Below are 23,251 nucleotides of genomic sequence, written 5' to 3'. Positions count from 1 at the left end.
GCTGGCGTGGCATCTGATGGTAAAATCCGCTGATACCTCATCTCAATCGACAAGCGAAACCGTTTCAATGGACAAAATCGTCATCGCCAGCCGCGAGAGCCGGCTGGCCATGTGGCAGGCCCTGCATATCAAGGACCGCCTCGAAACGCTTTACCCCGGACTCGAAGTCGACATCCTCGGCATGACCACCCAGGGCGACCGCATTCTGGACAAGACCCTGTCCAAGATCGGCGGCAAGGGCTTGTTCGTGAAAGAGCTCGAACTCGCGCTCGAGGATGGCCGCGCCGATCTGGCCGTGCATTCGATCAAGGACGTGCCCATGCTGCTGCCGACCGGTTTCGCTCTGGCTGCCATCTGCGAGCGCGAAGACCCGCGCGACGCCTTCGTCAGCTCGCGCTATGCGAGCCTGGACGCCCTGCCGCCGGGCGCGGTGGTCGGCACCTCCAGCCTGCGCCGCGAAGCGCAGCTACGCGCGCGTTTTCCGCACTTGCTCGTCCACCCCTTGCGCGGCAATGTACAAACGCGCCTGGCCAAGCTCGACCACGGCGACTACGACGCCATCATCCTGGCCGCCGCCGGGCTCAAACGGCTCGGCCTGGGCGCCCGCATCCGCACCGCCCTGCCCGCGCGCGACAGCCTGCCGGCTGCCGGCCAGGGGGCGCTCGGCATCGAGATTCGCGAAGACCGGGCCGATCTGATGGCGCTGCTCGCCCCGCTCGACCATGCCGACACCCATGCCTGCGTGGCGGCCGAACGGGCGCTCGCGCGCGCGCTCGGGGGCTCCTGCCAGGTGCCGCTCGGCGCCTACGCCGAAATTCGCGGAGACCGCATCACGCTATCGGGACTGGTCGCCAGCCCCGATGGCAAAACCGTGTTGCGCGCCGAGGCGTCGGCGGCACGCAGCAACGCCGACGCACTCGGCCGCGCGGTCGCGCACCAGTTGCAACAGGACGGCGCGGACGCGCTTATCGCCGCCATCCTGCCGGAGACGGCATGAGCCTCGCCGGGCGCGGAGTGCTCGTGACGCGCCCGCTGGCGCAAAGCGCGCGGCTGCTGGCTTTGCTCGCCGACGCAGGCGCCCGGCCCGAGCATTTCCCGGTCTTGCGCATCGAACCGTGTCCGCTGGCCCTGGACGCGCTTGAGCAGTCGGCCTCCGATGCCGACTGGCTGATCTTCATCAGCCCGAGCGCCATCGACATCGCCTGGCCGCGGCTGAGGTCGCTGCCGCCGAAGGTCCGCCTGGCGACGGTCGGCGCCGCCAGTGCCGCCGCCCTCGCGCGCCGCTCGGGTCGGCCGGTGCTGCACCCCACCGACGCGAGCGATAGCGCGGCGCTGCTCGCACTGCCCGAGTTCGCCGCGCCGGCCGGCAGCAGGATCGTGGTCGTGCGCGGCAGCGACGGACGGGCGGAACCGGCGGCCACGCTGGCCGCGCGCGGCGCGACCGTCGTGCCGGCCGACGTCTACCGCCGCCAGGACGGCGAACCCGACTGGCAGCACTTCGACCGCCTTCATGCCGGGGGCCATCTGGACGCCGTCGTGATCACATCGGGCGAAATCGCCGAGCGGATGTTCCGGCTTGCTGGCCCCGCTCGTGGCAGAACGTTACAATGCTTGCAGTATTGTGTGCCGCACCCCCGCATCGCGGAACGACTCGCGTCCCTGGGCGCGGCGCGGATCGTAACAACCCGGGCCGACGACGCCGCAATCGTCGCCGGCCTCAGTGAATGGTTCCTCCATCACCCATGAGCGAAACTCCGATCGTCGACAACGCCACTCCGGTGCGCAAGAAGCCGCTGAACCTGGCACTGATACTGGCGCTCGCCGCGCTGGGACTATCCGCCTGGCAGCTCTATTCCACCCAACAACAGCTGACCGCGACCCGGACCGAGCTCGCGCGGCGGCTGGCCGACAGCCACAACTCGGCCAAGGACATGCAGGGCGCCACGCAACAGGCGATCAATACCGTGCGCTCCAGCGACGCGCGCCTGCTGGCACTCGAATCGCGCGTCAACGAAGCGGCCGGCCAGTACGCGACGCTCAGTTCGATGTACAGCGAACTGAACAAGAGCCGCAGCGACTGGCAGCTCGCCGAAATCGAGCATGCGCTCACGATCGCCAGCCAGCAGCTGCAGCTCGCGGGCAACGTTCCCGCCGCGATCTCCGCGCTGCAGGCGGTCGACACGCGCCTCGAACATAACGACCAGCCGCAGTTGCTGGGACTGAAAAAAGCGGTCTCGAAGGACCTGGAAACGCTTAAGGAACTGCCCTATCTGGATAGCATCGGGCTGACGGTCAAGATCGATCGCCTGATGCTGGCGGTCGACGCCATGCCGCTCGCGGTCGATGGCAACCGCCTGGACAGCAGCACACATGCCGCCCGCGTAGCCAGCGCCTCGGCTCCGCTGTGGGAACGCCTGATCGGCGACATCAGCCGCAGCCTGGGCGAAATGGTCCGCATCCGGCGCATGGACAAACCCGAAGCGCTGCTGCTGTCTCCGGAACAGGCCTTCTTCCTGCGCGAAAACCTCAAGATGCGCCTGCTCGATGCGCGCCTGGCGCTGCTGCAGCGCGATGGCAACAGCTTCAAGGCCGACCTGACCGCCGCGCAGGCGTATACCCTGCGCTACTACGACCGCGACGCACCAGCGACCAAGCAATGGCTGTCGCTGCTGGCCGAGCTCGGCCAGGCACCGCTGGGGGTGACGCTGCCCGACCTGGCCGGCAGCCTGAAAGCCGTGCGCGACGCACAGGGCAACCCGGGAGAATAGGCTGTGAAATTCGTACTCTGGTTTACCGGCCTGTTCGCGCTGGCCGTACTGGTCGGTCTCGCGGCGACCCTGAACAGCGGCTACGCCATCCTGTTCATGCCGCCCTACCGCATCGAGATCTCGTTCAATCTGCTCATCGTCGGCATCGTGCTCGCGATCGCGCTCGCCCACTTCGGGTTGCGGCTGTTCAGCATCGCCGCCGGCCTGCCGGCCGAAGTGCGCCGCTTCCAGCGCCGCAAGAAATTGCGCAGCGCCCGCCACGCGCTGCGCGATGCGGCCATCGCCTATTTCGAGGGCCGCTTCCAGCGCGCCGAACGCGCGGCGCAAAAAGCGGTCGACGACGAGTACGCCCCGGAAAACCGCGCGCTCGCCTTGCTGATCGCGGCACGCTCCGCCGGCATCATGCAGGATGTCGAAAAACGCGATGCCTACCTCGGACGCCTCGATGCGCTGCCGGAGAACCTGCAACTTGCGCGCCATATGCAGGACGCCGAGCTGCGGCTGGACGCCAAGGATCTGACCGGTGCGCTGGCCGCCGTCGAGCGCGCGCGCTCGATCTCGCCCAACCTCACCAATGCCTTGCGCATCGAGCTGAAAGTGCGCCTGCTGCTGAAACAGCCGGAAGCCGTGCTCGCGCTGACTGAAAAGCTGCTGAAGTCGGACGCGCTGGATGCCGATCAGGCCCGCCGCTACCGCTTGGCCGCCTACACCCAGCAGTTGGCAACGCTGATCGACGGGCGCGAGATCCGCGACTGGCAGCGGCGCATTCCCGAGCAGGAGCGGCACAACCCGACCCTGGTCGGCGCCATGGTGCAGCGCCTGCTGCTGGCAGAAGACTACGATCTGGCGGCGACCCTGCTGGCCGAAGCCCTCGCCGACGACGAACAGGCGACGCCCGAGCTCGCACGCGAACTCAGCCAGTTGGCCGAGAAGCTCAGCGAGACGCGCCGCCTGGAATTGCTGAAATCGGCCGAAGGCTGGCTGACCCGCCGCCCGCGCGACCATATGCTGCTGCTGGCTCTCGGACGGCTGGCCTATGCCCAGCGGCTGTGGGGCAAGGCGCAGAACTACCTGGAAGCCAGTCTGTCCATCCAGCCGACTCTGAGTGCGCACGCCGCCATGGTCAGCCTGTTCCAGGCGATAGGCAAAGCCGACTCGGCCGAGCTGCACTACCGCCAGAGCCTGGAGCTGGCGCTCGCCCAAGGCTGCTGACGGCATGACGCCGCCGGAGGGCTTACCCCCGGCGGCGTTGTCTTGCCATCCGATCCCCGCCTTTCCCGCTCAGACCGCCGCATTCCACCAGTTCGTGAACTGTTCGCGCTGGGCGGCGCTCATGCGCAAGCCGCACTTGGTGCGTCTCCACAGGACATCCTCGGCCTCGGTCGCCCACTCTTCGCTGCGCAAAAACTCGGCCTCGCGCTGGTAGAGGCCGGCTCCAAACGCCAGCCCCAGGTCCGAACGCGAGCTGACGCCCGCAAGCAACAGCTCGCAGCGGCTGCCGTGACGACCCGCCATCTCGACCAGATCGGCGGCGGGGATAAAAGACAGCCGCCGGGTGAGGTCGGCCATATAGCTCGCCATGTCCGCGGTCGGCAACACGCCGCCGGGCAACTTGGGCGGCGCGTCGGGCGGCAGCGGCAAGTCGAAGCGCTGGGACAGCAGGCGCAAGGCCGACAAGGCAAGGCGGCGATAGGTGGTCAGCTTGCCGCCATAAACCGACAGCAAAGGGGCCGCAGCCGCGTCGTACTTCAGGTGATAATCACGCGTTACGCGAGCGGCCTCGACCGTGCCGTCGTCGTACAATGACCGCACGCCGGCATAACTCCACACCACGTCTTCCGGCGTCAGGCGGCGCTTGAAATAGCCATTCACGGCCGTGCACAGGTAGGCGATTTCTGCGGCATCCGCACTTACCGTACGCGCATCGCCGCTGAAATCGACATCGGTGGTGCCGATCAGATTGTAGGCACCATAAGGCAGCACGAACACGATGCGGGAATCGTCCAGTTGCAGGATATAGGCCTGCTCGCCGGCGTACAGCCGCGGCACGACGATATGGCTGCCCTTGACCAGGCGCAACGGCACCGGCGAAGCGAGGCCCATGGCAAGCGCCGCGATTTCACCTGCCCACGGCCCGGCCGCATTGATCACCACCCGGCACCGTATCGTCGTCGGGGCCTTGCCCTGCCGTTCCAGCGTGACGCACCAGTCATCGCGACCGCGCTCGGCAGCCGTCATCTGCGTCCGCGTGCAGATCGAGGCCCCGTATTCGCTCGCCTGCAAGGCATTGAGCACCACCAGACGCGCATCGTCGGCCCAGCAGTCGGTATAGCTGAAACCGCGCCCGAAACCGGATTTGAGGGGTTCGCCAAACGGATGCCGACCGAGATTCAGGCGACGGCTGGGCGCCAGCGATTCGCGGCGTCCGAGATGATCGTACAGCATCAGGCCGGCGCGAATCATCCAGGCAGGCCTGAGTGAAGGATTGTGCGGCAGCACGAAAGTCAGCGGGTGAACGATGTGCGGGGCCAGTGACAGCAGGACTTCGCGTTCGGCCAGCGCTTCGCGCACCAAACGGAACTCGCGCGTCTCCAGATAGCGCAGTCCACCGTGTACCAACTTGCTCGAACGCGACGAGGTCTGCCCGGCCAGATCGCCGCGCTCGACCAGCAGGACGCTCAAGCCCGCCTGGGCAGCAAGGTTCGCGATACCGCAACCATTGATGCCCCCGCCCACCACCAGAACATCCACCTCTTTCAACATGATCCTAGTCCCGTGAAGTGGCCTTGCCTATAGCATAAGCAAACGCGGAGCGGCTGACTATCGCCAGGAGGGCAGGCAGGCTAAATAAACAGGTGCCGGAACCGTACTTAGCGCGAGGAGACCGGAGCTTCTTCGATCGGTGCGAGCAGGCGATGGACGGTGCCATCCTTCACCATGCCGTCGAGCGCAAGTTCGAGCCGCGGTTTGAGGGAGTAGAACGGAGAGGCCCGCACCAGAGCCACGCGGCGCAGCTCGCTGTTATGCACCCGGTAAGCCGCGAATTTCAGCCCGGCGCCCGACGACATGTGCTCGAGCATCCACTTGGCTTGTCCATAATTGAAAATCGCGGTATCGACGCGGCCGGCGAGCAGTTTGCGCAGGCTGCTCTGGCTGTCCGGCGCCGGATCGCGGATCAGACTGCGATCGGAGTCGAAACGCTCGAAATAGGTGCTGCCCTCGACCACGCCGATGCGCAAGGACTGCAGATCGCCATAATTGCGCAGTGGACGGCCATCGGCGCGGCGCTGGATGAAACTGAGCGGCGTCCCGCCCGCAAACGGGGGCGACAGAAAATCCAGCTTGTCGTCGCGCCCTGGCCGACTGCGTACGCCTATCATCAGATCGACTTCGCCGCTGGCTGCCAGCGCCAGACAGCGCGGCAGCGGGCAGCGCCGAAGTTGCAGGGGATGTCCGACCCGCTCGGCGAGCACGCGCACGATATCGAGATACGGCCCGCTGGCCCGGCCATCGGCATTGATGATCTTCCACGGCGGCAGGGTGCTGAAGGCCAGGACCAGCGGCGCAGGCGCGGCACAGGCCAGGCCCGGCAACAAGCCGCAGCAGACAGCGCGAAGCAGGTGCGACAGGGCGGTCATCCGGTAGCGATCAGACGGTTATTGGGACTCATCACCCCGCAACATAGCATTAAACACCACCAACGTCACTCGCCTGCTCCGCGCCAGCCCCCCGAAAGCGTGCCGGTTCGCGCCGCGCACGCGCGCTGGCCGAATAATTCATGCCGACATGAAAATCGGGGGCGGCCCAAGCCTGCGGCGGAAACGGCCGCGCGCCGGGGACAGGATAGAAGCTGTCGTGCACGAGACAATGCGCGCGGATGCGCGGCCAGATCACCGAACGCAGGAACCACTGGTCGATATGGCGCGTCGGCGTATGCTCGATGCTGAAACGCGCAAGCTGGGCAAAGGGCGGCAAGGCGCCGCCGACGCCGCCCCACATGCCGGCCAGCATCAACTCGCTGTGCAGGGGATTGTCGCGCATCACGTGGAACAGGGCACCGGACAGCAACCACTCGTCGACGGCAGCTTTTTCGCGCGCCGACAGGACCGAATCGGCATCGCGCACCAGAAAACGGTCGATGCCGGCATCGCCTATGACCGAGAAACGCCAGAACAGACCGTCGTAGAAGCGCACCGGCCGCGCCATCGGCACCAGTTCGGCCCCGTGTGCATCCAGCTGCCGCAGCAGGGCTGGCGGCACGCTGTCGTCGCAATAGAAACGACAGGTCCAGCCAGGAAACAGGTCGGGCGCGAGCATGGCATTGCGCAGCGCGCCTTCGAGATAGCGCGGCGAATCGCCCCACAAACTGAAAACGATCAGATTGCGCTGCGGCCGGCCGACGTCGAACTCGGGTGCCACCGTGCGTGCGAGCACGGCGGGTGCGGGTCCTGCCGCCTCGTCCTTGAGGCGCAGACTGCGCATGCCCGCCGCGCGGGCGTCTTCGGTGTGCCCGAGCCGGCTGAAAGCATGAGCGAGGCCATCCTGCCAGTTCGGCGCATCCGGCTCCAGCCCTGCCGCACGCCGCAACTGGGGCAGGGCCTCGGCCGCGCAGCCCAGCTGCAGCAGGGCCACGCCAAGATTGCCGCAGACCTGCGCGTCATCGCCGGCAACCCCGACCAGCCGCGAAAACGTCGCGGCGGCGGCGGCGGCATCCCCGAGCCGATGGAACAACAAGCCCAGGGTCTTGAGTTCGGCGATACAAGCCAGCCCCTGCGCCTGCATCCGGTTCACCGCCTCGATCTGACGCTGCACGGCCTGCAGATGCTCACCCCCCAGGCTGAGCCGACGCGCGTCTTCCAGTAAATCCCCGATACTTGCGACCATATTCTTTCACTCTCGTCAGAATCCGGAATCGATCATACGAAGCCCCCCGCCTGCTGTATAGCCAGCGCGGCAGCCCTTTTCTGCAGTGCACGCTCGATGATGATCGAATAGAATAACCGTATTATTCATAGATCGAACCGTTTGCGCGCACCGTGGCCGCCGGTTCGCCGCCGACCGATCGCAGTCATGAACCTCGCCTACCCCGCAAGCCTGCGCCGCAAGCTGGACCCGGCCTCGCTGGCGTTTCTCGTCGTCGCCTTCCTGACCGGAATCGCCAGCGCCCTGCAAGTCCCGATTCTGAGCCTGTTTCTCGGCAACGAACTGGGGGTGCGGCCCTATATGATCGGCCTGTTCTACACGGTCAGCGCCATTGTCGGCATCGTGGTCAGCCAGGTTCTCGCTCATCGTTCCGACCGTGGCGGCGACCGGCGCCGTCTGATCCTGCTTTGCTGTGTAGCCGGCTTTCTCGGCTGCCTGCAATTCGCCTTCGACCGCCATTTCGCCCTGCTGATCAGCATGGGGGTGCTGCTGGGCAGCTTCGGCGGCACCGCCAATCCGCAAGTCTTCGCCCTTGCGCGCGAGCACGCCGACTACACCGCACGCGAAGCCACGATGTTCAACTCCATCATGCGCGCGCAGATATCACTGGCCTGGGTCATAGGCCCGCCGCTGGCCTTCGCGCTGGTCATCGGCTTCGGCTACACCGCCACCTATCTGGCGGCGGGCGTGGCCTTTCTCGCCTGCGCCGCCCTGGTGGCCAGAACGCTGCCCTTCATTCCGCGAGCACCGCATGCGGCCGATCACGGCGGCGGCTGGCGCGATCCCGCGATTCGCCTGCCCTTTATCGCGTCGACCCTGATGTGGACCTGCAACGGCATGTACCTGATCGCGATGCCGCTCTACGTCACGCACACGCTGAACATGCCGACCCGCACGCCCGGCCTGCTGATGGGCACCGCCGCCGCACTTGAAATCCCGGCCATGCTGGTCGCCGGCTTCAGCACCCGCCGCTTCGGCAAACTCGCCATGCTGCGTTTTGCCACGGCTGCCGGCGTGCTGTTCTATGCCGGCATGGTACTGCTGGACAGCGAGCCCGCGCTGATCGCACTGCAGCTTGGCAACGCCATCTTTATCGGGATCATCGCCGGCACCGGCATGCTGTATTTTCAGGACCTGCTGCCGGGTCGCGCCGGCACCGCGACCACCCTGTTCGCCACATCGACCCGCACCGGCGCCATCATTGCCGGCGCCATCGCCGGAGGCATCGCCGACGCCTGGGGATTTCACGCCGTGTTCTACGCCATTCTCGCCTGCTCGCTACTCGCCTCTGCCTGCAGCTTCATGATGCGGGAGCGTTGAGCGCGATCGTGCCGCTTGCCCGGGTGCCGCCCCGGCTACTGGAGGTAAAAGCCATGAACGAAGAAAACCTGACCATCAGGCAGCTGGCGCGCCTGAGCGGCTTGAGCGAGCATGCCTTGCGCTATTTTGAACGCATCGGACTGCTGGACCCGGTTGAACGCAATGCGGCCGGCCATCGCCGTTATAATGCGCGCGACCGCGCGTGGCTGGAATTCATCCAGCGCCTGCGCGCCACCGGGATGTCTATCGCCGGGATGCGCGCCTACGCCGCCCTGCGCCGCCAGGGCGACCTGACTTTTCCCGTGCGGCGCGCACTGCTGGCCGAGCACCGGGAACGGGTCGCGCAACGCATCGAACAATGGCAGGGCGCGCTGCGTGTGCTCGATGACAGGATTGCCTGGTACGACGAACAGACCGCCCCCTGGCGCACCGCGGCCAACGACCCCGACAAACCCGACTGAACCCGGACACGAAAACAGCCCCGCCGATTCAAACCGGCGGGGCTGTCGAACAGACTGGGCCGCTCCCGTCACCCGCCCGGGTAGTCACGCCATGACACGGGGTGTCATGCAGTAGTATCGATGAGGGTGCCTACTGTCGCGTAAATCGTGGTGGTGCCGGATTCTGTCTGTTGCCCTTCACTATCGCTGCTGCCAGCATCGTCGTCGCCAGCGCGAGCAGCCATCGGCGTCGGAGACGCACTGGTCAGCATCGCCCGGTAATACGATTGGCCCGAAACAGGTTCTATCGACTGCGTCATCCATGTCCTCCACGGTTAGACCAAGACACCTTCCTGCTCTCTTATCGGCCCCCTTCATCGAAGCTGAAGAGCAAGCCCGGCCACCCGACAAAATCGGGCGCCCAGTGTTGCCCTGGCACCACATGGCACAGCAATAGCTTGATTCTTAATAAAAAAAAACCACCATGCTCACGCACGGCGGTTTATCGAATGGAACGACACACACATCACACTTGAATGGTCGCGCAGGGGGCCGGCGGGAACGCCGCGCCACTTCAGGCGCTCGTATTGATATTCGACCCCAGTGTCGGTGTCGAGTAAGACTGTGCAGCATTCGCCTGCTGCGTCTGCTGAGCCAGCGCCTGCGCCTGCGCCAGAATCTGGGCCGGAGTCTGGGCCTGCTGTGCCTGTGCCTGTGCCTGCGCCTGCCGCGCCGCCGCACCGCGACCGTTTTCGCCGCGTGGTGGCGGAGAAGCGACCGACTGCGACGGCTGGTATTGAGATGGGCCGGATACGTTTCCGATTGCTTGGGGCATCGCGTCCTCCACTTTGAATATGCCTGTTGATTTATTTATCGGCAGCAAAGTCAAGACCTTAAGGGCTGACTGGCAAATACTGTCGCAAATAGATCCAAACCCCTGCGTGCGACGGCTCAGCGCCCGTCAGACCCGTTCTCTGCAAGCGCCGCATCGAAGTGCGCGCGCGCCGCGCGGATCTCATCGTGGTGAGTCTCCGCCCATGCAACCAGGCCGACGATGGGGCCCAGCAAGGACTCTCCGAGCGCAGAAAGCCGATACTCGACACTCGGCGGCTTGGTCGGAAAGACATGCCGCGTGATCAAGCCGCCGCGCTCCAGCTCGCGCAAGGTCTGAGTCAGCATGCGTTTGGAAATATCGGGCACCGCGCGGCAGATGTGGCTGAAGCGTGCGGCTCCATCCGCCAGTACGATCAGGATCAATACCGTCCATTTATCGCCGATATGATCGAGCACATCGCGTACCGGACAGCAGCTGCCGTCGAATGGCTGCCCCTGCCATTCCTGATACCGTGCGGCCAGTTGAACGCCAGCATTCATGAGAGGGTTCCTTTCGGGTAACCTGGAAACAAAAAACTGCCTCCTTGTGGCGCAGTCACATGGTCTCTATATTAGACCTTGTATTCAATATAAACCACAAGGAGAAGCTCCATGCCCGCCTCACCAGCCCGTATTCTGATTACCGGCGCCAGCGGCCAACTCGGCCGTCTCGTCGTGCACGCCCTGCTGCAAACCATCGAGCCCGCCCGCATCGTCGCCGCGGTGCGCGATACCGCCAAGGCCGGCGACCTCGCTGCACTGGGCATCGAAGTCCGCCGTGCCGATTACACCAAGCCCGAAACACTCGATGCCGCCTTCGTCGGCATCGACCGCCTGCTGCTGATCTCGTCGAGCGAAGTCGGACAACGGCTGCCCCAGCACCGCAATGTCATCGACGCCGCCAAACGCGCGGGCGTCAAGCTACTCGCCTACACCAGCCTGCTGCACGCCGACAGCTCGCCGCTCGGCCTGGCAGAGGAACATCGCCAGACCGAAGCCGCCATCCGCGCCTCGGGCCTGCCTTTTGCCCTGTTGCGCAACGGTTGGTATAGCGAAAACTACGCCGCCTCCATCCCTTCCGCCCTGCAGCACGGCGCGCATATCGGCAGCGCGGCCGAAGGCCGTATCGCCTCCGCCGCCCGTGCCGACTATGCCGCTGCCGCTGCCGCGGTTCTGAGCGCCGAGAGCGTATCGGATAGCCGCATCTACGAGCTGGCCGGCGACGACGCCTACACCCTGACGCAATTCGCCGCCGAGATCACGAAGCAGAGCGGGCGCACGGTCATCTACCAGGACATGCCGGAGGCCGCCTTCCGCACCGCCCTGACCGGCGCCGGCCTGCCCGAAGCGATCGCGCAGCTGCTGGCCGACTCCGATGCCGGTGCCGCCCGCGGCGGGCTGTTCGACGACAGTCACCAGCTGAGCACCCTGATCGGACGCCCGACCACGCCGCTAGCCGCCACAGTGGCGCAAGCATTGCAGAACTGAGCCGCCCGCGCTGCGGGGCGGCTAGTCGTCCCGCAGCGGCAAGGCCAGCAGAACCTCATCATAGAAACGCCCATCGACTTGAAAGGCCGCGTCCTCCTGGCCGTAAGCCTCGAAACCGAGCGAACGATACAAGGACAAGGCGGCCTGATTGCCGGCGTAGACGCTCAACTGCAAACAGCGGATCCCGGATGCAAGGCGTGCGCGCTCGATGGCGGCCAGCAGCAGGGCGCGGCTGATGCCGCGGCCGCGAGCCTCCGGAGCCACATAAACGCCGACGATAGTCGCCTTGTGCCGAAGCTTGCGTCGCGGGCTGCGCCGCAGGCCGACGATGCCGACCAGCGCGTCGGCCATGAACGCCCCCAGCACGCCTTCTGCCGGCGCCTGCGACAGCTTCGCCTCAAGCACGTTCTGCGGCAGATCGGCCTCTTCGTCCGCAAACGAATGGAAGGCCAGGGGGTCAGTCGTCAGGCCGAGCAGGCGCAGCGTTTTATATGCGAGCGCATCGGACGGCGTCAGCAAGCGAATTAACATCGGAATCATCCTTTCAATAGCCTAGATACATCGAGCACACACGCAGTGGAGGGAGGCTGCTACGCCCCGGATCGGCCGACAGGATGCCGTACGAGTGGCCGCACTGCCCTCGCGAGAACGCCGGCTTTAGATACATTCAGGTCGCGACTATCCTCAGAATTGCAATTTCCGCACCACTTGGCTACTTTTTAATGAGCCCCACCCAATCTGGACCGGATCATCAACACTTTCAGCGCAACTTGGATCGGATATCATGTTCAACAAAAAACTATTGGCGTCCCTTCGGAACCAGGAAGACAAGCTTCAGCGCCAGGATGCTGTTTTCGCTGCCATCGACCGATCAATGGCACGCGTCGAGTTCGACCTCGATGCAAACATCATCGACTCCAATAGTCTTTTTCAAACCGCGCTGGGCTATGGCGCCAGCGAGCTGCTCGGCAAGAATCACCGCATGTTATGCGATCCCGAGTTTGCCAACAGCCCCGAATACCAGCAAGTCTGGGCGCAACTGCGCCGCGGCGATCCCTTCATCGGCGAAGTGAAGCGCAAGCGGAAAAACGGCGACTTCATCTGGCTGGAAGCGACTTACAATCCGCTCAAGGACAGCAGCGGCAAAGTCACGGGCGTCATCAAATTCGCCACCGACATCACCGGCAAAGTGCTCGCGGCCGCCAGAAACAAGGCCATTCTGGCGGCCGTCGACCGCTCGATGGCTACCATTGAATTCACCATCGATGGCACGATCACGGCGGCCAACGCCAACTTCCTGCATGTGATGGGTTACAAGGAAAGCGAACTGATCGGGCAGCACCACCGTCAGCTGTGCAGCCAGGAATTCGTCCAGAGCCAGGAATACCCGCAATTGTGGACTAACCTGCGGAACGGAAAATTATCTTCGGGACGCATCAAGCGCCTGGCCAGGGACGGAAGCGAGCGTTGGCTGGAAGCCAGCTACAACCCGGTGTTCGACTCCAGCGGAAAAGTCGTGTCCGTCATCAAATTCGCGACCGACATTACTGCGAGCGTCAACAAGAGCATCCAGGAACGCGACAGCGCGCTGTTCGCCTTCAACACCTCGCAGCAGACCCGGCACTGGGCCGAGGAAGGCGTGACCGACATTGCCAGCAGCGTGAGCAATATCGAGGGCATGGCGAACAATATCGAAAGCTCGAGCCAGAATATCATGACCCTCGGCCAGCATTCGAAACAGATCGGCTCCATCGTCCAGACGATCAAGGATATTGCCGACCAAACCAACCTGCTCGCGCTGAACGCCGCGATCGAAGCCGCGCGCGCCGGCGAGACCGGGCGCGGTTTTGCCGTGGTGGCGGACGAAGTGCGCAAGCTGGCCGAGCGCACATCCTCCTCGACCGCGCAGATCTCGACCATGGTCAATACCATCCAGTCGCAAACGGACGTGGCCGTCGAAAGCATGGAGCAGATCAGGACCCAGGTTCAGGACAGCGTGGTACAAGTCAACAAAGTCGGCAATGTCATGGATCAGATCCGCCAGGGCGCCGAATCGGTCGTCACCGCCATCCAGCAAGTCGCGAGCGAACGCGGCATCTGACCGCGCGCGGCAGGCACCGGACGACGCCCTCCTCGCGGAGGGCGTCGTTGCTTGCGGGGGGACGGATGGGAGAAGGCTGCTTCTGCGATTGACCAGCACGATGCCGCCCGGTGCAACCCGCCGTGGCGGGCGACATACTATTGTCTCTGCGCATGCCCGGTTCAAGCCCGCATGAAGCCGTCGCCACGGCATTTCCTTTCTGTTGACTCGCCTGAGTCGCCAATGTCAATTGCCTGAATACTGACCTTTATGTCAGGACAATAGCATTAAACATAATCTATACCCTTGATAGCTACACCATGACAAAGGTCTTTGAACCCCAAACGAAAGTGAGTTTTCTCATGATCAAAGTTATCAATAAAACCGGTCTTCCGATCAAGGTTTCGATCAACCACTGGGGAAGCGGCGGCGATACGAGCTACTTCACGATAGAAAAAGACAAGGCTGAAACGTGGGACCGCACTGACGCCCGTGGCTTCGTGATGGCAACGATCGTCAAGGGCGTCGGTCGCTCACAAATCGTGTTCGCAGGCACGGAGGTCGTCGTTGATGAAAAATATCTCTCAGGCTCGGTTAAAACCGAGGCAGTAGAAGCATAAAAAGCCTGTCGTTTCGGGTCTGCCTGACAGGTGATCCACATCTCGCTCGCCAGGCAGATCACGCGCACTTTCACGCCTGCAGTGCCTCTGACTCTGCAACTCGCAGGGCCTTGCTGGGCACAGAACCTTCAGGCCCAGCGCGGCGTTGATGCCACCACCTGACCGGCCCTGCATCGCCCGTTGCGGGCTGACGACCCTGAGTGGAAATTCAGGACGCAGCCTACAATCGTATCCAGTTCGCCAAAGCAGAAAGCATTACCGCCGGAAAACAAGACCATATTCTTTGCCCGTTTCGGATTCCATGCAAAACCCAAGCCGTTCATATAAGCGGCGGGCAGGGTTGCCACGTAGGACGCTGAGGCGAACCGCAACCCCATATTGTTTCGCATCTTCCAGCAAGACGCGAAGCAGATGCTGACCTATTCCTTGCCCCTGGAATCCTGGCAGGATTTGAATTTGCACGAGAACCCATTCTTGCGCGGATCTGCAAACCTTCATCAACCCCACACGGACGTCGCCGATGAGCACAATCTGAGCATCGGTATAGCAATAACGCACTCGTTGAAGATGCGCATCATCATCCGTTGCTTCCCCGACCCGCATCAGGTGCTCTGTCATGACTTGCTTGCGCAGGTCGAGGAGAAAACTTTCATCGGATTGCCGAGCCGGACGTAACGTAATTCCCTGGCAGGTCATGAAATCACCATTGTTAGGGTTGACTTGATAGCCGCTTCAGGCCGATAGAGGGCATGAATACCGACGGCTGCAGACGACGGCTACCGACCCGTTGCGGACGGTCAGGCAGTCAAAGACCCAAAGGCAACTATCCGTTTAAAACAGGCCTTCAAGATGCCGGGTCAAAAAATAGATGCTTCTAACTTGAACTGCTGAGCCGCGACGCTGACTTCCTTCATGCGTCCATGTCCAGGCAACACTTTGGACTCGACCGTCAGCAACCCCGCCTTTTCCAACTCGTCTACATCCCGTTTTACCGCGCTGCGATCCCGGTGAAGACGTTCGGAAATCGAGGTGATCGAACCGGGGTTGTCTTTGATCGCACGAAACAGAGCCAAGCGGGCGACGGTAAGCAGCTTCAGCACATCGGACGGATCCTCAAAGCTCACTACGCACTCTTCAGGCAGGGGGGAACCCTGGTCTGCCAGGGCGGCCAGCTTACGGCCACGTTTGAAAAATTCTTCTTCAGTCGCGGTTTTTACAATGAGTACGCTCATGGTTTATCCCTCAATGCTACCCAATCCTGCTGGAAACGCTCTTCAATGTCGTCGAAGCTCACAAAAACGACGGGCTCAATTTGACCAAAGAAGTGTCTGTGGTGGCCATCGTGAGCATTGTCGTAACCGATGACGCGTCCATTGTCACCGTGATGTAACCGGTGATTGATGTACGCCAGGTTATAGCGGGTTACCCGACCCCGTTCATCAACCCAGATTTCGCGCCGTAAACTTCCGTTTCCGCGCTTGTCCGGGATCTTGTGATAGTCGTCAGTCACTTTTTTATCAGCCATGATGTATTTTATCATGACTGTTTTTCGTGTCAAAGCAACATGGGTGAAGATGCGCAACGGAACGCCATGCGGTGAGCGTGCAATCCTCCCGTTTCGGTCATGTCGCGGCAGGAGAATGAATGTCTGTTACTGGCCGATAGCAGCCATCATAGCACCAGCCCCCTATGCCGGCATTCAACCCGCTTCCGCCATTGGCGTTAGCCATCAACGCTTTACTCGCCGGCACAGATCAATCCAATTTACGTTGGCATGCTGCGATTGCTGCGTACAAACCACAGAACGGGCTTGTTAATGGATTCCTGCTTTGCTTCACATACACCGTTGCACCAGCCATGGACGCCTGCGCGAATGCGACGACATCAGCACCATCAACATATGCACGGTCAGCCGCTTCGGCCATCGTCAAAAAGTAGCGGTTTAAATCACCGGCCATGAAATAGTCCCATGCATCATCAACCAGTCGAACTTCAACGGCCACGCCAGTGTCTTTGGCAACCATTTTGAACAGATCTAATGTAGGAAGCAGGGTAGTCTTCACCGCACAGAGCGCAATCACCTTCTCACCATCTGCCACTGCCTGTCTAGCCAAGGCTTCGTCCACTCGCAGAACAGGAACGGTCGATGTAATAGCTTTAATTGCTGGGCCTAGTGTCGAGCAGGTCAGTAACACGGCATCATTTTGTGCACATAGCACCGCCAACGCCTTACGCGTTTGCATGGCGATCGCTTCGTTCATTTCTCCAGCTTGCGCGGCAGCCGCCAAAAGATCTGGACGTACCATGTGTCCAAGCTTAATGTCGGCTCGATCCAGACTACCCAACGCAGCCTCGAAGACATCGATATTACTGCTTGCGGTATGTAGACATCCAATGCGCATGGTCTAGGAATTCATTGACTGATACTGGTGTAGGTTTCGATTTCAGTTGGTGCCAGTTGTCTCATTGCAGCAGCAAGGCATTTACCGGCCGGAATACAACAAAAGCGATATCTACGAACGACCGATCATGGCCGCTAGCAGCCATGCTAGCACAAAGGCATATCAGTCTGCTCGGTGTAGGCTGCAGTTGTAAATTGGCTGCGGGGTATCGGGGGGAACAGCCGGCAACCAGGTTCGTTCTTCTGGTTGGAAGCTTACAAGAAGGGCATGCGATGCTCGAAACTACGCTGTAAATTTCGTCAATTTTTCTCACGCATGCATGCAAAACCGGCGTCGACTCGCCGCCGACTAATAAACTCTTTATATTCAGCTTAATAAACAGGTAGCTGACGTGTTGGCGGAGCACCTACCTGCGCACCTGAAACGTAAAGATGCCACTGGATGCCCGCGGACGCCTGCGGAACAAAAAAGCCCCAAAGACGGGGCTTCCAGCTGAATTCCGGATGACGCCGGACCTACTCGGACAGGGACCGATGCAGAATGTAGCGAGCGCCGCCACAAGCCGCGCCGTTGCTGCATTCTTGCATATCACATTTCATTTTGTGTACCCACCTGTGTACCCAAAACAAAAAGTACCCCCTCATTCCGCCTATTTTTTGCCCTGCCAGACAGGGGCCGAATACGGTACAACCCCCATAGGAGAATTTTGCGGCTGGGGAATGGTCGCGCGTCATTGGACCCGCCCCTGTGAAATCTCAAGGAAGGACCCGCCCGACAAAAAGGAAGGAAGCCTAGGCCACGTTTCACCTAGACAGAAATCGGGGCTCATTGCACCCGCACCCCTGATATGTCCAGGAAGGACCCGCTCATAGACCCTCGATACGCAGGCGAAGCCCGTTCGACGCCAGCATGGGCGGAATCACCAGCAGCCGTTCGGCGCGCTGCCGCTGGGGGCGGTGACCAGATCGACGCCGGCCAGGGCGACGAGCTACACCAGCAGGCGCTCGGCGCACTGGCGCTGGCGCGGTGTGCGGATCGGCACCAGGCAGGGAAACGGATCACCAGCATAGACTCGGCGAGCGAACGCTGATGGTGGCGGCCAGCCATCGGCACAGGGGAATAATTAACTAACCCTATAGAGGTTTTCAGCTAGAAAGAGATCGCGGTCACTTGCACCCGCACCCCACGCTTTCCAAGGAAGGACCCGCTGCCCATTTGGCGTATTTCACCATTTCACCTGATCGGGTGAATTTCACTTACCCAGCAATGCAGCCCCTGATTCTTTTCCGCGAGTCATCGTACCCGCCTTAGCCTCATGCATTGGAAGGACCCATGCGAATTCACGTATGCCTGACATTCTCAAAGTCAGGCATCAAACCCGGCACGGTGCTAGGGACGATCCGGCCCAATGCTCATCGCTGTTTGATCGTGGGGGGAAATTGACGGCGCGTTTTCCCTACCCCTCTAAAAATACGTGGTGACAATAGTGACATAGTGACACCATTGATTTTAAAAGGGTTTTTTTGCTTGGCGCATAGTGACAGAACGGGGTGTCACTATAGTGACAGCCTGAAGCTCTCTGTTTGATGCTCGGTACTGATGATATGGATACAGCAGACACTCGACGCGCTGGTGTTGGGGACGGTGGCCGGATCGACACCAGGCAGGGAAACGGATCACCAGCAGGCACTCGACGGGCTGGCGCAGGGGACGGTGGCCGGACAGACGCCGGCACGGGCGACGGGATCACCAGCACGCGCTCGACGCGATGCCGCTGGGGGCGGTGGCCGGACAGACGCCGGCACGGGCGACGGGATCACCAGCACGCGCTCGACGCGATGCCGCTGGGGCGGAGGCCGGATCGACACCAGGCAGGGAAACAGATCACCAATAGCCCGACAGCCTATTCCGACGTCTGATGAATTCAAAAGGATCAGCGCCAGCATGACGCGATGCGCTGGCGCTGGTGACGCTATTTCTTCTTTTCCATGCTGGCGAACCTCAGCTCATGCGCAAATATTTTGGGTAGCTTCTCTTTGATCAGCCTTTTCACAGCGTTTTGTACCTTTTCATTTGCAAGAGCAGTCGGCACGGATGGCCCGAACAATTCCTTTACTGGCAACCCCGTGCGCACTCGCTTGCCATTACGAACAACGGTTCTGTGACTCTTCCCGATGCGCACGAACACCCCTTTATGGCCACTGCGCATTTTTGCGATGAACGCATGATTGATGATCTTCCGCCCATTCTTTACGGCAACACTGACACCACTGCCGACCTGCCGCGCACCATAGTCAATCAGGGCAATCGGCTTGCCGGTCGAAGTCAGAACGGCAGTGAGATTATTCTTTGTCGCGCGCTGTAGCTTGAACGAATTTCGAACCGCCGATGCCTTTATGTTGTAACCAGCAGTCCGCACCGCGCGCACGGACTCAGTTCGAGCCTGCATCGCGGTTTTGTTAATCGCGCGCACCGCAGCCTTGTTGACCACGCTATCCATCTGCGCGGCCAACGCACATTGAATATCCTTGGTATTTATCTTGATGGAGATGTCGATCATTGCAGGACCTCCGAAACCGGCACCCACTCGAAAACATTTACCGTCGGCGGCTCATCCTGAGGATGCTCAATCAAGTCATTCACCATGGCTTCAAGGGCATCCCCTTCGCTGTCGCGCAAAAACTGGAACAGCCCGAACCACAAGCCAATCAGTCCATCTTGCTGCGCCATCAGGACAACGGCGGTTTTGCTCACTGGCAGGTCAGACAAGCGGCAATCGTGGTCTTCGATCACGACTTCAAACACGCATGGCTCACCACCGTGGATATCACATCCAGCCAGGCAGAAATGAGCCTCATCGCCAGCAATGCCGACACGCTCCAGAGCGGCCGGCGCATTGGGGTATGCGCCGACATAGATAGCAGGGTAATACATCGGGTTACTCATGAACGGAAACTCCTGAATTTTGGATTTTGGATGCCATCGGTGACGGCAGCGCGGACGCGCCCGGAACGGGGTAAACAGATTGCACGGCATCCCCGTAGTGTTGCCGCGCCCAGCGGATAGCCATGGATTGGTCGGCCGTGGGCAACGTCATGAACCACACCAGCTTGTTACCGGGTAACTCAATCCGCCACAGCCAGCAACGCCCAACCACGACACCCGCGCGGGGGCGGAAACGGGCGCAGTAGGCGGCATCCTCGAAAACCGGGGTAGCCCCCAACCGGTCGCAGCGTCCCTCACCCAGTGAGGTGCAGCCACGACACAGCAATGGGCCGCTGCTGGCGGATTCAATGCCACTGATTTCCCCCTCCTGATCGGCACACCACGCCAGCGTCAGCGGATCAGATAAAGCAACAGGATTTCCCCCCTCAGAAATGCCAACCGCCCTTGTAAGGGCGGTTGGTGGGGGAGGATCATTCATCGCAGGCGGAGACGAAATCCCGCCGAACCAATCAGCAAGATCAGTCATAACTGGTCTCCTCTCCGTCATCAATGATTGTGCCCTGCTCGTATATAGCGGACGTCACGCAATACACCTTGGCCCGCCCGCTCTTACTGGACTTGGCCTCGGGAGTGATTCGGGTTTGCAGCATATTCCCCGCGCCTGTAGTGGTTTCCAGGGCGCCCATTTCTGCCAGTAAGCGGCACACGCGGTTAACGTCCAGACCGGCACAGATTTCCTGACGAAATGCCTCTGGCAAAACGTAATACTTGATCAGACCAGAGACGGGGTCTCTCATTCGATAGCCCAGGCGGCTGATAGTCTTGGGTGCATGGTCGTCCGGGTCGGGGACTTTGCCATCGGCTTCGTACAAGATAGCCCCTGTTGATAGCCGGGTAAACCGTGACTCACCGTCCATCTCAAAGCGCAGTCGGATGCGGGCCTTGATGGCCTCGTCTTCTGCATTGCCAACCGTACCTCGCGCCTTGAGCCAGTCGGCAAAACACACCTTGGCCGCATCCCAAGCAACATTTTTCGGCCAGCCAGTGACGCCCCAGGCGCTTGCCATTTCACCCGCCACTGCCACCAGCGCGAAACGAGCGGCAGCGCGGTGGATTTGTCCATGAGCTTCATCAGGCACAACCTCACGGACAAAACGTGATACTTGATCAATGATAGTGGCAGCCTGTTGCAAACGCTCCGACACCAGCCGGGAAATAAACGCCCGCGCGGCAGTACCGTAGTATTTGCTGCACGCAGCTTTCAGGTGATTTGTCAGAGCGGTCCCTGTTGGTTTGTCATGCAAAACATCAAACAGCCCTAACCCAGCACCGGGGTCAGCAGGGATTTCAAGCATTCGGACATCCATCCCCACATCGGTTTTCTTGCCGACTGTAGCCATGTGGGCCGCGAGTGTTTTTTCACCACTGCTCAAGAACATGACATTCCAGGCCGCTATGCCGCCTCGACTTCCGCCACGCTCATTCGCACGGCCTTTGCCTTTGCCGTTGCCGTTGCCCAACATCATCACCGTTTCGCCGACGATGCGAGGATCACACTGTTTCAGCTCGTCCAGAGCCAGCAGACAACCCGAATAGGCCGCTGCGACATTCTCCAGACAGTTGTCGGTTTGTCTCCACGTCTGCATATAGCCTGGCGAACCGAAAACGCTGCATGCCGTTTGTAGCAAGGTCGTTTTGCCTTGCGAGCTATCTCCGTAGAAGTTAAATCCGCCCGATTCTGCTCCAACAATGTCCATGATAGGCCCCGCAAACGCCGCAGATACGCCAAAGGCAAAACGATGATTGCCAACACAGTAGCGCGCCACCTGCTCTTGCCAATCCGCCAGCGTCCCGGCAACCTGCATCACCTTGCGCTGTTCGGTGGACGCCTGAAACACCAGCATTTCAGCACACTCACCAAGCTGACCATCCGGCAACAGAAACACGCCGTTATGCCACCCCAAGCGCGCCACTATCGTGGCCCTACTAACACAATCGTCACGCTCAAGGTATTCAATCAACCGTTGACGGGCCTTGGGGCCGGAACCTGTTTTCAAGCCTCGCGACTTGAGTTCCCGGAACACGTCTGCGCCCTCTACCGTCGCAAGTTTTTCAGCGGGAATATTCCATTCTTTTGTGATGCCATCCCTATCGGAAAAACGGACAAGAATGCCCCAGTTCTCACCGTTTTGGTCTCGGGTATGCGCCAAGATTTCCAGCTTCGCACAGATCCACAACGGCGCGTCCATGTCCTCGGTTTTGAACCACACGCCGCTATCGGTGACATGAAACGGACTGCCCGCGCTTTCGGTCGTCGGGCGCTTGGGCGCGCTTTTCTTGGTACGGCTGGTATTGGGCTTCTCTGCCTTGGCGAACTTCTCCACGCTGGTGTTGCTGGTACTGTTGGCGGTGCCAGGGTTGGCCTGCACCGGGGCGGTGGCATCCAGCACCAGCCACTGACCGGACGCACGCAACAACTCGATATGTCCCGCCGTCCAGCCGCGCGCCAGCGCATCGGCGGCATCATCGCCGACACTCCACTGGCCACCCTCGACCAGCACCAGCTTGCCACCGTCTTCGCTAGGTACAAACGCAGCGAAGCCGGACAGGTCCACCCGTGCCACCGATGCCGCGCCCACTTTCTGTAACGCGGTCGCAACCGCTTGCGCCGCATCTGCGCCCGGTTGATCGTTGTCCGGCCAGATCAGGCAGTCACGACCAGACAAGGGGCTGAAATCGGCCTTGCTGACCGCTTCCGCGCCGTTCATCCAGCAGACGGCGACATGATCCGGCAACAACTTAGCGGCGGCATCGGCGGCTTTCTCGCCCTCGCATACCACAACCGGGTCGGTAGTGCGCGCGGCCAGTTGATCGAGGCCATACAGCGGGCGCGGGGCCGGTAGGTTTTTCCAGCGCCATTCACGCTTGCCGGTCACGCTGTCTTGCCAAACCGACAACGGAAAATAGTCTTTGCTGCGCCCATTCAGTCCCGGCTCAAGCCTTACCACCGACACCAGCGGCAAACCCTCTGCATCACGGTAGGCGGCGATTGTCAAAGGTGTTGAGATAATTTTACGATTTATGCAGCCAATAAATTATCGGTTTTCTCCTGCGTAATCGGTCGATCCGGATTGAGCTGAACCGCATCGTTCCAGGCCCAATTTCGTGTCTCTCCTTGCCAGCGTTCTGGCCGTGCGGTGCGAGCCGCTTGATAGACCAGATGGCGCTTCGCCAGCAAGATTTTATCCAGCCCTTGGTGCCGCTGAGCCGGGGTCACGAATTGGATGCCGCTGTGACGATGGGCGTGGCAATACCAGTCGATGAAACGCTTTACCCATTGCCGGGCTTCGTCCAGTGAGGTGAAGCCTTTACGTGGCCATGATGGCCAGTA

The 23,251-nt window shown here is 61.4% G+C and carries 24 protein-coding genes and 1 pseudogene; 9 read left to right on the top strand and 16 right to left on the bottom strand.

The features are described from left to right. Nucleotides 1–67 precede the first annotated feature (67 nt). The 4 genes from hemC to G520_RS0116800 are packed head-to-tail and all read left to right on the top strand — an operon-like array spanning nt 68 to nt 3,980. The gene (gene hemC, locus G520_RS0116815) at nt 68–997 is read left to right on the top strand and encodes a hydroxymethylbilane synthase (RefSeq protein ID WP_028536659.1); all 930 of its coding nucleotides are present in this window, start codon (nt 68–70) and stop codon (nt 995–997) included. Further along, a complete protein-coding gene (locus G520_RS0116810; RefSeq protein WP_028536658.1) occupies nt 994–1,746 on the top strand; it encodes a uroporphyrinogen-III synthase in 753 nt (250 codons plus the stop codon). Before hemC ends, G520_RS0116810 begins: the two co-directional genes overlap by 4 nt. After that, nucleotides 1,743–2,768, top strand: coding sequence for a uroporphyrinogen-III C-methyltransferase (locus G520_RS0116805; RefSeq protein ID WP_028536657.1), 1,026 nt, complete (start codon nt 1,743–1,745; stop codon nt 2,766–2,768). The genes G520_RS0116810 and G520_RS0116805 overlap by 4 nt, the downstream gene beginning before the upstream one ends. 3 nt (nt 2,769–2,771) lie before the next feature. After that, nucleotides 2,772–3,980, top strand: coding sequence for a heme biosynthesis HemY N-terminal domain-containing protein (locus G520_RS0116800; RefSeq protein ID WP_028536656.1), 1,209 nt, complete (start codon nt 2,772–2,774; stop codon nt 3,978–3,980). Between the two features lie 69 nt (nt 3,981–4,049). Here the strand turns inward: G520_RS0116800 and glpD are convergent, their stop codons facing one another. From glpD to G520_RS23295, 3 genes are all read right to left on the bottom strand, one after another. Beyond that, entirely contained in the window at nt 4,050–5,531 is a 1,482-nt protein-coding gene (gene glpD / locus G520_RS0116795) for a glycerol-3-phosphate dehydrogenase (protein ID WP_028536655.1), read from the bottom strand. Between the two features lie 107 nt (nt 5,532–5,638). Continuing rightward, the gene (locus G520_RS0116790) at nt 5,639–6,406 is read right to left on the bottom strand and encodes a substrate-binding periplasmic protein (RefSeq protein ID WP_028536654.1); all 768 of its coding nucleotides are present in this window, start codon (nt 6,404–6,406) and stop codon (nt 5,639–5,641) included. Between the two features lie 49 nt (nt 6,407–6,455). Beyond that, entirely contained in the window at nt 6,456–7,652 is a 1,197-nt protein-coding gene (locus G520_RS23295) for a tetratricopeptide repeat protein (protein WP_051229493.1), read from the bottom strand. A 186-nt stretch (nt 7,653–7,838) separates the two neighbouring features. Here G520_RS23295 and G520_RS0116780 point away from each other — a divergent pair, with 186 nt between their 5' ends. Further along, nucleotides 7,839–9,011, top strand: coding sequence for an MFS transporter (locus G520_RS0116780; RefSeq protein WP_028536653.1), 1,173 nt, complete (start codon nt 7,839–7,841; stop codon nt 9,009–9,011). A gap of 53 nt (nt 9,012–9,064) precedes the next feature. Continuing rightward, the gene (locus G520_RS23290) at nt 9,065–9,472 is read left to right on the top strand and encodes a MerR family transcriptional regulator (protein WP_036666482.1); all 408 of its coding nucleotides are present in this window, start codon (nt 9,065–9,067) and stop codon (nt 9,470–9,472) included. A 104-nt stretch (nt 9,473–9,576) separates the two neighbouring features. Here the strand turns inward: G520_RS23290 and G520_RS0116770 are convergent, their stop codons facing one another. The 3 genes from G520_RS0116770 to G520_RS0116760 all read right to left on the bottom strand — a co-directional run bounded on the left by G520_RS0116770 (nt 9,577) and on the right by G520_RS0116760 (nt 10,825). Continuing rightward, nucleotides 9,577–9,771, bottom strand: coding sequence for a hypothetical protein (locus G520_RS0116770; protein WP_028536652.1), 195 nt, complete (start codon nt 9,769–9,771; stop codon nt 9,577–9,579). A gap of 254 nt (nt 9,772–10,025) precedes the next feature. Beyond that, nucleotides 10,026–10,286, bottom strand: a complete 261-nt coding sequence (locus G520_RS0116765; protein WP_028536651.1) for a hypothetical protein — start codon at nt 10,284–10,286, stop codon at nt 10,026–10,028. A 116-nt stretch (nt 10,287–10,402) separates the two neighbouring features. Then, on the bottom strand, nt 10,403–10,825 hold the full coding sequence (locus G520_RS0116760; protein ID WP_028536650.1) for a winged helix-turn-helix transcriptional regulator: 423 nt from the start codon (nt 10,823–10,825) through the stop codon (nt 10,403–10,405). A gap of 111 nt (nt 10,826–10,936) precedes the next feature. Between G520_RS0116760 and G520_RS0116755 the strand changes: the two genes are divergently transcribed. Continuing rightward, the gene (locus G520_RS0116755; RefSeq protein WP_028536649.1) at nt 10,937–11,812 is read left to right on the top strand and encodes an SDR family oxidoreductase; all 876 of its coding nucleotides are present in this window, start codon (nt 10,937–10,939) and stop codon (nt 11,810–11,812) included. 21 nt (nt 11,813–11,833) lie between these two features. On the opposite strand, the gene G520_RS0116750 is transcribed toward G520_RS0116755, so the two are convergent. Beyond that, complete coding sequence (locus G520_RS0116750) at nt 11,834–12,343, bottom strand: GNAT family N-acetyltransferase (protein ID WP_036666480.1); 510 nt, start codon at nt 12,341–12,343, stop codon at nt 11,834–11,836. Between the two features lie 253 nt (nt 12,344–12,596). Between G520_RS0116750 and G520_RS25730 the strand changes: the two genes are divergently transcribed. Then, entirely contained in the window at nt 12,597–13,913 is a 1,317-nt protein-coding gene (locus G520_RS25730; RefSeq protein ID WP_051229492.1) for a methyl-accepting chemotaxis protein, read from the top strand. 341 nt (nt 13,914–14,254) lie between these two features. Continuing rightward, nucleotides 14,255–14,512, top strand: a complete 258-nt coding sequence (locus tag G520_RS0116740) for a hypothetical protein (protein ID WP_028536646.1) — start codon at nt 14,255–14,257, stop codon at nt 14,510–14,512. Nucleotides 14,513–14,767: 255 nt separating this feature from the next. On the opposite strand, the gene G520_RS24620 is transcribed toward G520_RS0116740, so the two are convergent. From G520_RS24620 to G520_RS24615, 9 genes and pseudogenes are all read right to left on the bottom strand, one after another. Beyond that, nucleotides 14,768–15,208 carry a GNAT family N-acetyltransferase gene (locus tag G520_RS24620; RefSeq protein WP_084637690.1) on the bottom strand — a complete coding sequence of 147 codons (441 nt, stop codon included), beginning with the start codon at nt 15,206–15,208 and terminating at the stop codon, nt 14,768–14,770. Nucleotides 15,209–15,369: 161 nt separating this feature from the next. Next, on the bottom strand, nt 15,370–15,744 hold the full coding sequence (locus G520_RS0116730; protein ID WP_028536644.1) for an HVO_A0114 family putative DNA-binding protein: 375 nt from the start codon (nt 15,742–15,744) through the stop codon (nt 15,370–15,372). Then, a complete protein-coding gene (locus tag G520_RS0116725) occupies nt 15,741–16,052 on the bottom strand; it encodes a toxin-antitoxin system TumE family protein (protein WP_028536643.1) in 312 nt (103 codons plus the stop codon). Before G520_RS0116725 ends, G520_RS0116730 begins: the two co-directional genes overlap by 4 nt. Nucleotides 16,053–16,266: 214 nt before the next feature. Beyond that, the gene (locus G520_RS0116720; protein WP_028536642.1) at nt 16,267–16,914 is read right to left on the bottom strand and encodes an aspartate/glutamate racemase family protein; all 648 of its coding nucleotides are present in this window, start codon (nt 16,912–16,914) and stop codon (nt 16,267–16,269) included. Nucleotides 16,915–18,886: 1,972 nt separating this feature from the next. After that, nucleotides 18,887–19,474 (bottom strand): phage tail protein, encoded by a 588-nt coding sequence (locus G520_RS0116710; RefSeq protein ID WP_028536640.1) that lies wholly within the window; start codon nt 19,472–19,474, stop codon nt 18,887–18,889. Further along, nucleotides 19,471–19,860: a hypothetical protein gene (locus tag G520_RS0116705; protein ID WP_156877008.1), complete on the bottom strand. Its 390-nt coding sequence runs from the start codon at nt 19,858–19,860 to the stop codon at nt 19,471–19,473. Before G520_RS0116705 ends, G520_RS0116710 begins: the two co-directional genes overlap by 4 nt. Then, nucleotides 19,853–20,386, bottom strand: a complete 534-nt coding sequence (locus G520_RS25095) for a hypothetical protein (RefSeq protein WP_156877007.1) — start codon at nt 20,384–20,386, stop codon at nt 19,853–19,855. Before G520_RS25095 ends, G520_RS0116705 begins: the two co-directional genes overlap by 8 nt. After that, on the bottom strand, nt 20,379–22,916 hold the full coding sequence (locus G520_RS23285) for a DUF927 domain-containing protein (RefSeq protein WP_156877006.1): 2,538 nt from the start codon (nt 22,914–22,916) through the stop codon (nt 20,379–20,381). The genes G520_RS25095 and G520_RS23285 overlap by 8 nt, the downstream gene beginning before the upstream one ends. A 23-nt stretch (nt 22,917–22,939) precedes the next feature. After that, nucleotides 22,940–23,251: pseudogene (locus G520_RS24615) on the bottom strand (integrase core domain-containing protein); the annotation flags it as partial.

Source organism: Paludibacterium yongneupense DSM 18731, from assembly GCF_000422925.1.
GTDB lineage: Bacteria > Pseudomonadota > Gammaproteobacteria > Burkholderiales > Chromobacteriaceae > Paludibacterium > Paludibacterium yongneupense.
Note: the sequence above shows the minus strand (reverse complement) of the source record. Positions and strands in the feature narration are given on the sequence as shown.